This is a genomic window from Parasediminibacterium schistidii (assembly GCF_046546515.1).
In the GTDB taxonomy this organism is placed as follows: Bacteria; Bacteroidota; Bacteroidia; order Chitinophagales; family Chitinophagaceae; genus Parasediminibacterium.
On sequence record NZ_JBKHKJ010000003.1, the window covers coordinates 142,480 to 154,487 of the forward strand.

Consider the following 12,008-nt stretch of genomic DNA (forward strand, 5'->3'; position numbering starts at 1 on the left):
AGTATGCATAAAATAAGCATAAAGTATGCATAAAATAAGCATAAAGTATGCATAAAATAAGCACAAAATACGCATCTTAAAAAACACAAAAGCACTGTATTTCAATGAGTTATGATACAGGAACACCTGAAAAATAAATTCAGGGCGCCAAAAGCCAGCCAAACCAAGGTAGCAATGCCCCTGGAAATGGGTCATAAAAGTTTTTCGGTATGCGTAAGGTCAGCTAATTAAGTCTGCATACTTATGGCAATTCTTCGTTGCACAATGCCCTGCGGCGAGAAGCATAAACCTTTCGATTACTGAAATTGATTGTTAATAAAACTGCATTACGGCTATCCTATCTTATTTTTGCAAAAATTTTTCGGGATGCTGAACAAGATAGAGGAAGGGATAGAAGCCATCAAGCGAGGCGAGATGGTGATTGTGGTAGATGACGAAGACCGTGAAAACGAAGGCGATTTTATAATGGCGGCAAGGTTTGCCACGCCTGAAGCCATTAATTTTATGGCAAGGGAAGGCCGGGGGTTGATTTGCGTGGCATTGACTGAGGAACGCTGTGCAGAGTTGGAATTAAAACCAATGGTGCCAGCCAATACATCTTTGCACGAAACAGCATTCACAGTTTCTGTTGACTTAATTGCACCAGACACCACCACAGGCATATCTGCACAAGACAGGTCCAAGACAATACAAGCATTGATAAACCCAGCGACCAAGCCTGCTGACTTAGGCAGGCCAGGGCATATATTCCCATTGATTGCTAAAAAAGGCGGTGTACTCCGCCGCACCGGGCATACAGAAGCAACGATAGACCTAGCAAGGCTAGCTAGACTAGAGCCTGCCGGAGTGTTGGTAGAAGTAATGACCGAGGATGGCAGCATGGCTAGGTTGCCAGAACTTACAGAACTTGCCAAGAAGCTTAACTTAAAGATTATATCCATTAAAGACCTGATTGAATACCGCCTTACCATAGATAGCCTAGTAGAGGAAGTGGTGCGGGTGGATATGCCTACCAAATATGGGCATTTTAAACTAGTAGCATTCAGGGATAAAACCAGTAATGCCGAGCACCTTGCGATGGTAAAAGGAGAATGGAAAAAAGGCGAAGCAGTACTTACCCGTGTGCACAGCAGCTGCTTTACAGGCGATATCCTAGCTAGTTTCCGATGCGACTGCGGCGAGCAATTGCACAAAGCCATGAAAATGGTAGAAGATGAGGGCAAGGGCATAATCTTGTACATGAACCAAGAAGGTCGTGGCATTGGGCTCATGAACAAGCTGAAAGCCTATAAACTACAAGAAGAAGGCATGGACACAGTAGAGGCCAACCTTCATCTAGGCTTTGCCATGGACGAGCGGGATTATGGCGTGGGTGCCCAAATGCTACGGATGCTTGGTGCAACGCAATTGAAACTGATGAGCAACAACCCTAGGAAAAGGGCTGCCTTGAAAGGTTATGGCTTGGAAATAGTGGAAATAGTACCGATAGAAATAATCCCGAACCAGTTTAATGAAAAATACCTGCAAACAAAGCGGGACAAGCTAGGGCATGAAATTTTGAGGTAGTTTATCTATGTAGGGGCGTATTGAATACCCCCCTACATGAATATCCCTCCTACTCCTTACCAAAATCATACAACCTTTTCACTTCGTTGGCATCCAAAAGCCTGTCGAACAATTGAACGCTGCCCGCAATAGCGTGGTGACCTGTAAAGAAATCTAGCGCATCTGTGGCAATCTCTTTTGTACCCGCGGCACTTGCTACCATTACACCATTTAGGTACAAAGCCATTTGGTTTTCATTGGCCGTCAATACTACGAACTGCCATTTTCCCAACTCTATCTTGCCGCCTGACAAACGGTTGGGCATAGCTTGCAAACTACCGTTGTTAATGCTGCACGAAAGGGTTTTATATCCTTTACCAAAAGCATTGTATCCATCCTTGCCAAATAGCTTCCCTGTTTTTTCATCTGTTTTAAACCACAATGCCACCGTAAGTGCATTTTCCCGCATTTTAATATCGTATAGTTTAAACCCTGGCTTGGTACCACCACCCTTTGCCACGTTTACATCTACAATAGGCATATTGGCTTCCAATGACTGCATCTCCAGCACTTTCCCTTTTAAACCGTTAACAAGGGTTGACAACGGCGCTACCCACACTTTGTAATTGGAAACAGTGGGATATTTCCTGCTTGTGCCATCCCAGCCATTAAAGTCAATCTGCCCAAGCGAACCCATTTCAGGTACTTTCACCAAATGGAAGCCCATGCTTGCAGGAGCCGTAATTGCCTTGCCATTTTTAAAAGCTGCCGTAGTTAAGTTGAGTGTTTGGCTTACGGTTATTTGCCCTTTATATAAAGATGATTGAGCATTCGGCATTGTGCCATCCAAAGTATATCGTATTTCTGCTTGTGGGTCTTTGCTAAAATCAAGAGAAACTTTAGTTGGTGCATATAACTCATACAAACTTTTATGATAAGCCGTGCCTGCGGGTAATACATCAACCAAAGATGGCCTGTATAAATTATTGCCATTCAAAGGAATAGTTTGCCCATCGGGAAGATCTACCTTGCAGCTTGCTTCCCCAGTACCAAACCTGATAGAGATTCGGTGCCAGCCTTCTTTTAAAGCCACTATACCAGTTGGGTTGCGCCCATAAACACCATGCTGTACAATGTATTCATCGTCTATTTTCAAGTGGTTCTGGCAACTCGCTTGTGTGCCGCCTAAACTTGCATTATCCCCATTCCTAATTGGCAGGCTAAAGTGGTAGGTGCCAGAAACAGTTGCTTGAAAATAGCCGTTGTAAACACGTATCGTATTTCGGCTACTAGTTGTTTCCATCGTGGTTACCCTTTCGCTTACAAATGGCTGTGCGGCTTCAATATCTAAAAAATCATTGTCCCTGCGTTTGCCTGTGCGGTCGAACACTTGCATGTCCAAGCCTGTTTCCAGCATAGGTAAGGAACTTATTGCTTCATGCCATGTAAGTTTTTCAGGCAATGCTGTAGTAGTTACTTTTATGTTCCCGTCATATAGCAACTCATTGGAAGCTATTGGGTGCAACTCGCCACCATCAATGGTATAGGAAACTTCAAAAGGCATGGGTTCTAAACTATTGATGTTCCAAAACAAAGGGTCGCATACCACCAAATTAATAGGATGCCAGCCTTTGCCCAGCACCACTTCTCCTTTCCTGTGGCTTTGCTGCTGGTGGAACAAACCAGTGGCTTCAATTACTGATTGGCTGCCAACCTCCAGCAAAACGGGGCCACATGAATTGACATCAAAAGTGAAAACACCCTTTTCGCTTGCATAGAAATAGCCTGTAAAGCGGTAAAAACCTTTGCATTGTTGCGCCATAGGCTGGCTAGTCGTTACATGGGGCAATACAAAGCCATTTGCAATGGAGGTTTGCAAAGGCTTGTAGCCATCTAAATTGGGCAACATTATTTTAGATGCTTCAAAAAAGCCTTTGTCATTGTATAGTTTAGTATTGATTTCATACACGCTTGCGAGCAAACCTGCTTTTGTTGCTGGTGGTGCTTGCACCAATCCAGCTACTACTTTTTTTGCGATGAAACGGGCATTCAACACATCGCTTTGCTGTAGCCCTGCTTGCCATGAGGTATCTATAACACTGGCTTTTAACAAGCAAGATTTATTAATGACAATGCTTTTTGTGTAAACTGATGATTGGCTATTGGGTTCTGTACCGTCAAGCGTATAGTAGATTTGGGCAGGGGCTGTTATCCGCTCCAATTGCACAAATAAGCTATCATCTACCAAATAAACAGGCACTTTTTGCTCGTCTCTTGTGTACCGGTAATCATTTTGGTTAAAATGGCTACCCCTTACTATCAAATTGGGCTTGGCTGGTTTTGCATGGCTGGTCAAAGTGCTTTTGCCATTCCTTGCCATGTTTAAAACAGTCCTTCCACCATCTGTTTGACTAAAGTTGTATAGATCTTTTTGGTCTTTTATTTCTATTGACAAAGCCGATTTGTCTTTGTTCCATTCGGTTTTGGGCATGGGGTCGCCAAATTGATAGGGATAAATCAGCACCCTAAATTCGGGCGAAATGGAATGGGCGGGTACCGTAACCAAGCTATACCCTTGAAACTTTTCCAGCTTTGGCACAGGGAAACCATAATCTGTATTGCGCCACAATATCCTTATCAAACAAAGCGGGTCGCCTTTCTTAAACAGGAACTTGCCTGTTTTCGGATTCTTGGTTATGCCCGCTTTGGTTAAAATAATATCATCTACCCTGTTTGAGGATGGTTCCGTGTTTTGAAAAACCACTTCTGGCGTACTTGCTTCTACCAATTCCGCATCTATTGGCACGGAAATATTCCAGTCGAAATAATGTTTTTCGTTGTCTTTTTTAGCATCGTCTATCACCAACACATACGGGTATGCACCTTTGGCTACCTGCACCGTGCGATAAGCCTGTTCCATAACATTGAATGGCTTGTAACTTTCCACCAGCCTTGTTTCCCCACTCCATGGGCCATAGTCGGTATGGGCATAGCCATCGTTGTATTTGATGGTGGAAGGCTGGAAAGCTATTTGCAAATCACGGCTCAAATCGAAATTGCCTTCAGCAAAAGGCGCGTAATAAGGCAGTTTTGCAGAAGGGAACGCCAACGGGTGCACTTGCATCACCTTGGTATAGGAATATCCTATCTTGCCATCACCTGCCGCTACCAACCCTTCTTTGGTTTCGTTGATGCCCAGCCAATTGCCGGGTGCAGGCGGCCAATGGCAGCCTTTGCCATCTACCGTAAGCATGTTTTGCAGGAAAGTGGCTTTTGTGGCCAGCATATTATTGTCCTGCACCCAGTTTACCCCATCTTTCCAAAGGGTGAGCCTATTGTTTTCCGAGCCTTCGTGGCCACCATAATAAAAATCCTGCTTGCACACAAAGCCTACATGCAGGTCGTCTTTCCGCCAGGAATTTCGGGTATCTACATATCCCCTTGCGCTATCCTGCCAGGTTAGTGGCAGGTGCAGTTTATCAATCAATGCTTGGTTTGTCCAGTCCAGGGGTTTATTTTCTTTGTCCACCATGCCCTGGTCTGCGTATAGCAACAATAGTTCCATGCAAATACCTACTGGGTCTGGCCATCTGGCTTCAGCATCCGTCAAGAAGGGGTGGGTTGAGAAAGTGGATTGGTATAAAAAATCAATGCTTTCATCTTTTGGGTGGTAGTAGTGCATCATCCAAATAACATGGAATGCCGATGCCCGCATTTCGTCCCTTATCTTCCATGCCCCATCTTCCCAGCGGATGGCCGCTTGGAAAAAGTGCATCTTGGCCATCAAGTGGCTATGTTTTAATAATTCCCGATGCCTTAGCCCTACTGCCACAAAGGCGGATACATTTAACCAACCTTTGATAGACTCGTAGCACATGCCATCTTTGTCTAGGTACCAATCCAGCATGGCATTTGCCTTGTGCGCCGCCAAGTCAAATAGCTTTTGGTCAAAACCTTTTTGCCCTTCAATCAGCAGCATTAGCCTGATATATTCCATGCCAAAGCCCTCATGGTTGTTGATCATAAAATGATCAGGCACCATCAAGAAATTGGAAATCCTGTTTTTAACGATGCGTGCAATAGTACTTCGAGCCAGTTCACATTCATCGGGTGTCATCCACTCGTGGAGGTAATCGTAGTTCAATAAATCCCATATTTCAGAGGGTGGGTCGGGTTCGCCAGAAGCAACAATAGACCGCTCCACTGCCCATAGGTTATCCCTATCAGAGTGATTGTCCATATCCGTCAGCTTTGGTCCCAATGCTTTTATCTTCCCTACCAACTCCTCTGCCAAGCGCCTGCCCAATGTTTTATCTTTTGTAACTAGTGCATAAAAAGGGCTTTGCGCTTTGGATACCCTTGCCCACATGGTGCGGAAAGAAATAGGTGCCTTCTCCCCCATCGCTAGCTTGGCACGTACTTTTTCCACATCCGATGGCGTTATTAAAACCCTTGGGTAAATGCCAGAGGCTGGCACTTTTGGCAATTGCCCCTCGTCAAATAGCGGGTCGTTGTAGTTTACATTTACTTCGGGCGATTTTGGCCAAAAATTATTGTTGATGGCATCTGCATAAGGCAAAATACCCCTTGGCTGCCATGCAGGCTCTTGGTAATATGCCCTGTCTTGGCTGAAAGATTGTACAGCAAATAGTGGTAAGAGTATTGGTAATAAGAGTAATTGTTTACGCATTTTTTTAATTTTTTTCTATTTATTAATCACAACCACCCTTTCCAAAGGCACAGCGGCCTGTACCAATGGGGGTATCCCCCTGCCCCATTGCCAGGCAACTACCGTTATTTTAATAGGGTATATTGCCTTTATGGGCATATTATTCAAAACAAGTATATTGCCAATTACGATTGCTGGCCCATCCTTCACATAATAATAAACGGGCAACCCAGCAGATGATACCGCACCCAGCTTTATAGATTGGGTTTTATCATTGATGGCAGGTATTTCGGGGAAATCGATTGCTTGTGCCTCGCCTTGCGTATTTTTCTCTGGGAATTTTATTTGTGCGGGCTGCTCGGCGTATTTGTAGGTTTCATCGCCCTCTTTATAGGCCATCACTTGGATATTGGAACAAAAACGGCTGGTGCCAAAATGGTCAAAGCGTATGCGGAAGCTGTCTGCCCCTACCTGCTCGCCGCCACCGCCCCAGCCACCAATTAGGCTGAAATGGATATTGCCTTTCGTGCTATGTGTTATCGGAATACCTGCACCTGCCACCCCTTCAGGGGTTTGGGTAAGATATCCTGCTTTTACACAAAAAGTTATCCCATCCGCTGAGGGCTGAAAAGCAAGTTCATTTATCCACGAGGCAGGCACGGGTTTATCATTTTGCATAAAACAAACACGCTGTTCTTTTTTCCCACCATATAATTGGGGGAAGGCATCCACGGCCTTTGCCATTTCTTCATCCAAATGCCAGAAAGTAAGGGTATTATCGCCCTTGAAATCCTTAAACGCAACTGGATGGAAGCGGTTATTATCCATGATATGTATATCTGTAAGCCACCCTTTGGTTTCATCAAGCGTGTTTAAGGCTACTTGTTTCCCATTCTCAGTCGTTCCCGCAGGTATGCGGTAATGAGCTGTTTTCTGTACGAAGATGGCACAGAGTGCAGCCAGTTTATCATCAAAATTAAAATGCCCGGCTCCGGGTTGCACCACTTCGCAAACAAGCGAATGCTCATACTTGCCCCGCAAGTCCAGCAAATCGCCCCGCAGCCATCGCCAATGTTTGTCAAGCGGTACCAAGGGGCTTGTCCACGATTCATATTCCCCCGTTACCGCCATTATGGGTATGCCTTCTATCCTTGCCTTTTGGTCATACTCAGGTGGGTTTACCATGGCGGCGGCGTGTAAAGTCAATATGCCAAACACCCGTTGGGGCTTGCAATAGGCAATACTGTATGCACCATTCGCCCCGCCAGAATGACCTATGGTAAGCAATGGTGCAGTGGCTATTTCAGCGTAACCAGACACTGCGGCCAAATCGTCCAATACCTTTTGTATTTGGGCAAAGCTGCTTGCCCCTTCCTTGTAATTAAATTGCGTGAAAGGCCCCCTGAAAACCAATACTATCCCCAAGCCTTCCTTTGTGCAAGCCTCCCTTATTTGTTTGTTGGCACAAAAAAGGTCTTCTAAAATTACTTGATTGGCAAAAATCAGCCCCCTCACCTGCTTGCAGGCTGGCGGCACCCAAAGGAACGCCCTCGACTCCTTGTCTTTCCCTTCCAGCGGCACCGACCATTGGTATATGGCCGCATGGGTATGCGTTGATGCTTGCAGGAAGCATACAATCAATATGATAAAATGTATTGTTCTCTTCATGGGGTATTCTATCTTTATATTCCCGTCATTTCGACGAAGGAGAAATCTCATCAAACATTGGCGAATCCTTTATTCGGTTAGATTTCTCCTTCGTCGAAATGACGGAAAGAACCAGCATTATCCAATATTGTTTCGGCTTCGCCGAAACAATAAAATTTCTTTTGTATCCCAGCTATCAGCCAGCTATTTGGCTTTTACGGCGATAGCACCGTTCAAGGTTTAGCTATCTATTGGGCTTTTACCGAAGCGTAGATTCAAACTTCCCGAAAGTTTAAAACTTTCGGGAAGTGGTTACGCTTGTTTTTACGTTGGGTTGTTACGCTGGGCGAGATGTTAGCGCAGCGCATCTCGCCTAAACAGATAAAAGGGATTTCTTAATCTCTTTTAGTGGCTTCGCAACTCAAAAAACTTCCCGAAAGTTTTAAACTTTCGGGAAGTTGCAGAGAGGAGACTTTCAGAAAGCGAAGAAAAACCATAACATCACCCAACCTTTTCATTGAAATACAGACAATTTGTCCTTGTATGCCCCAAAAGACTGCCGGATTGTCCATACAAACAACAATTTTACGCATACAAGGAACAATTTTATGCATACAAACAACCCGAACACGCATACAAACAACATTTTTGCCCATACAAACAACAATTTTGGGCATACAAGGAACAATTGTATCTATACAAACAACCAAATTGCTTATACAAGGCATTTTTATTTCAACACAAAAAAAGCCTTCCTTTTTTTCTTTTCTTCTTCCTTATCTCCTTTGTGCTGCTTTGAGTCTTCGTGCCTTTGTGGCTAAATAATACCTAGCTTATTTGTGCCTTCGTTGCAAAACCCTACTTCTTACTTTCTAAAATCACCTTTCCCTCCCTTTGAACAGTTATTTTAGTTCGTTTGCTTGCATCTTCCGAAAACAGTAACACATCTTTTTGCCCGTCTTTCCACGTTACAGTTGTTTTTCCATTTTCTGTTGCAATAACTGGTAGCTCCTCCCCATATTTAAAAGGTATCAAGAGTACTTTATAATTTGCTTTCACCGATTTGGTATTCACAGCCAACCGATCATAAAATTGTGTATTGGCAATACGGGAATTGGGCGGGCCCACTTCTGTAGAAACCTGCATCAACGGCAAGGCATCCGTTTCATTTGTTTTATCTGAAATATAAGCAACCAACAATAATGGCTCACCATTTTTAGGCGAAATCATTGCCTTGCCCGTATTTGCTTTTACGTCATAATCTCGCTTAGCCAATACAATCTGGTTTTTAGGAATACCTTTTACTGATGCCTGCCAAACGCCGCCATTCAGCATGGCAGTCCATTGGTAGAGATGTTCCTGTCCATCTTTTTTCAAGTCATCCACCACCACGCCATAGCTATGTTTGCCCCTCACCAACCCAGCAGAACGATATACATATTCCATCGGGTTGAACAATGCCCTAGAGGTGGCAATGTAGTTGGAGTAATTGTAAGTAGCCCACCAAGGACGCATCTTGTAGCGGGATGTGCCAGCAAACATTTTTAAATTCTGTGGCGATGGGTCTAATTCCCAGTTCAATACTTTTAACTTATCCTCCCAAATTGCACCGGGCTGTGTTTGCCACCTGTAAGTATAGGAGTTGGTTAAATCAGCCGTTGCAAAACCAGCATTATCATTTGAAGCTTCGCCGATATAAGTAGCCGCAGCCTGGTATCCCGTGCCCAAACCAGATGCGCCTTCTGGCTCCGATTCCCCATCAACCAGCACTTGGTTATGGTACTTGCCATCATATACCTGTGGGAAAGGGCTTTCCGTGATCCAATCAACGCCCAAGGCAGAAAAGTGGAACATTCCCGCATCGGCGTGGTGGTGGCCGCCACCTAGGTAATGGTCTGGCCGCACCATCATGTTTATCCATGTGGCATTTAGCGAAGCATCACTGTAGCTGGAAAACACCCCATGCGTTGGCGCATTGAAATTCAGAGGCAAATTCAAATCTTCCCGGGTTGTCAATTTAAAATCCGTATCGTACAACAGGCCAGGCACAAAGCCGGGATACATTGGGCTAGGCATCCGCAAGCGTTTTACATTGGCTACGTCCCGCTTGTATTTGTTGGCATCAAAATCATTAATCATCCAGCCTCTTTGGTATTCGTCATTCTTGTCGCCAAAAACGGTTGGCTGCGATAGCAGGTAATCGGCACTTAAATCGCCGGGGTAAAAAGACTTGTATTCATCAATGGTCTGCAAACTGAAATAAGATTGGCTAAAAGGCACATACTGCGTACCGCTGTTTACCACCACTTTACCATCGGGCGAAGTCATCATCACTTGCCCATGCAATAATTTACGCACATGCGGATGCCCCCATAAGTTGTCGCCACGCCTAGCCAAAGCAATCATGGCCAAGGTATGAAACTGCATACCGCCCGGTGTTTTGCCATTGCTTTCATATATAACACCCGAGTCGTCTATCCCCCATTCACAAAACGCTTTTACAGTCTCGCAATTGGACTCGTAGGATTCTTTGTCAAAACCATCCAGCCCTTCAATAGCCGTTACTGCCAAGAAATTAGGCAAGTCCCATGCAACCCAGTTAATATCCCTGAAACGCAGCGGGCCGTCTTGACCATACCCCCTCCTGCCATAAGTTGCTTTGGCTATCACCCGCCGCATGAGTTCTTTCTCTTCGGTAGTCATCCATTTACCAGCAAAATCCAATGACAAGCCTAGGTTCATGTGTGCCACTACCCCATGTATGTTGCGCCAAGCAGTAGCTGCCCCATTGCCCCCAACAGCAACTTTTGTTCCATCGGGTTTTGTGTAGCTTGTCGCCAATTCAGAATCGCTAGCCTTCACCCATTCTTCTATTAGTGGCTCGCGCAATTTAAAATAATTGGCTATGGCAGCGGCGGCCTGCCTTCCATGCACATCGTCATTCGTAAGCAAGCAATACAAAGCCATGTCCGTCAAACATTCCGGCACATAACTTACATGCGAGTTGTAAATGCCAGCCTTTTCATCTTTAAATTGATGGGGTACACTGCTAGGTGGGGCATTAGGTACGTTGCCTTCAGGCCATTGCAAAACTGCAAGGTTGCCACTATATAATTGCTTGAAAACCTTGCCATCGCTGGTTGATTCATCCCACCAACTATGTTTTAGCAAATATTCCACTTCAATCATCGATTTCTGACCCAACTTGCTACTCATGATCCTTTCGGCCAGCATGGGTATATCAGCTTCGCTAAACAATATCCGTGGGTAAATGCCCGGTGCCGGCACTTTGGAACCTAGCAAACGGGTATTGAAGCCAGTATAATCATATTTGGATGCAGGCGTAAACTGCCAGTCTGTTTCTGGGCCATCCAACACCTTCTGTTGCTCGGGGGTAACCTTCACAAAATCTGTCCACTTGCCCTGCCGCTTCAAGGTAGGTATGTATTGCGTTGCAATATCGGGGTCGGCAAATTTTTCAGGTGTATCAAACAAAGTAACAACGCAATCATCCAATACCTTGTCGTTTTCGTTGTAGTTAATTTTATTATTACTGATAAGCAACAGCCCTCTTTTGGTTTGATAGACTTGTTTGCTTAGGCTTTTTGAGTATGCGGCTGCATCAAAATAAGTAGCTCCTTTCACCGTTATTGTTTCAATAGATGCAGGAAGCGTTACATTTTCACGGCTTACCTCATACACCCACCTGTCCTCTAATATTTCCAATCCTTTTGGGATGGGCTTTGGGTGTATTTCCTTTTGTGCAAGCACAGCAGCAAAAGCCAATGGGATAAATACCTTCCCATTTTTCAAGACAGCTTCTGCCCTTAAGATGTCTTTTGTATCTAGCCGTATTCTATATCCATTCAGATACGCATACTTGCTTCCAGCAAAAATGGCCGTGGTATTGGCTATTGCACTTAGTGCCTTTGGCCTGGCAGAATGCGTATAAGGCAAACCGTCATCCTGTGGTGGGGCGGCTAAAGGGGGTACTTGTGCATATATACTGGTAAAATATAGTATTGCACCAAAACTAAACAAAACTCTTTTTTTCATATTATTTGAAAGGATTTGACAGGCGTTTATAAGGTTAAAACTATTGCGTGTTATACTATGTTCTATTCACATAAATAATCCTCCCAAGCCA

Annotated in this window: 5 protein-coding genes; 1 reads left to right on the plus strand and 4 read right to left on the minus strand. The window is 44.6% G+C overall.

Annotation, left to right across the window (positions count from 1 at the left end; genetic code table 11):
• The first annotated feature begins 366 nt into the window (after positions 1 to 366).
• Positions 367 to 1,566 (plus strand): bifunctional 3,4-dihydroxy-2-butanone-4-phosphate synthase/GTP cyclohydrolase II, encoded by a 1,200-nt coding sequence (locus ACHFIY_RS02805; RefSeq protein ID WP_410844532.1) that lies wholly within the window; start codon positions 367 to 369, stop codon positions 1,564 to 1,566.
• 49 nt (positions 1,567 to 1,615) lie between these two features.
• Here ACHFIY_RS02805 and ACHFIY_RS02810 read toward each other — a convergent pair whose 3' ends face one another.
• From ACHFIY_RS02810 to ACHFIY_RS02825, 4 genes are all read right to left on the minus strand, one after another.
• Positions 1,616 to 6,235: a chitobiase/beta-hexosaminidase C-terminal domain-containing protein gene (locus tag ACHFIY_RS02810; RefSeq protein ID WP_410844533.1), complete on the minus strand. Its 4,620-nt coding sequence runs from the start codon at positions 6,233 to 6,235 to the stop codon at positions 1,616 to 1,618.
• 15 nt (positions 6,236 to 6,250) lie between these two features.
• Positions 6,251 to 7,882 carry a hypothetical protein gene (locus tag ACHFIY_RS02815; protein WP_410844534.1) on the minus strand — a complete coding sequence of 544 codons (1,632 nt, stop codon included), beginning with the start codon at positions 7,880 to 7,882 and terminating at the stop codon, positions 6,251 to 6,253.
• 374 nt (positions 7,883 to 8,256) lie between these two features.
• Positions 8,257 to 8,517 carry a hypothetical protein gene (locus tag ACHFIY_RS02820; protein WP_410844535.1) on the minus strand — a complete coding sequence of 87 codons (261 nt, stop codon included), beginning with the start codon at positions 8,515 to 8,517 and terminating at the stop codon, positions 8,257 to 8,259.
• A 202-nt stretch (positions 8,518 to 8,719) separates the two neighbouring features.
• Positions 8,720 to 11,917, minus strand: a complete 3,198-nt coding sequence (locus ACHFIY_RS02825; protein ID WP_410844536.1) for a stalk domain-containing protein — start codon at positions 11,915 to 11,917, stop codon at positions 8,720 to 8,722.
• Between the last annotated feature and the right edge of the window lie 91 nt (positions 11,918 to 12,008).

Excerpts from the sequence above, each read along its gene's own strand:
- ACHFIY_RS02805 (WP_410844532.1), top strand. The coding sequence starts at position 367 with ATGCTGAACAAGATAGAGGAAGGGATAGAAGCCATCAAGCGAGGCGAG.
- ACHFIY_RS02810 (WP_410844533.1), bottom strand. The coding sequence starts at position 6,235 with ATGCGTAAACAATTACTCTTATTACCAATACTCTTACCACTATTTGCT.
- ACHFIY_RS02815 (WP_410844534.1), bottom strand. The coding sequence starts at position 7,882 with ATGAAGAGAACAATACATTTTATCATATTGATTGTATGCTTCCTGCAA.
- ACHFIY_RS02820 (WP_410844535.1), bottom strand. The coding sequence starts at position 8,517 with ATGGGCAAAAATGTTGTTTGTATGCGTGTTCGGGTTGTTTGTATGCAT.
- ACHFIY_RS02825 (WP_410844536.1), bottom strand. The coding sequence starts at position 11,917 with ATGAAAAAAAGAGTTTTGTTTAGTTTTGGTGCAATACTATATTTTACC.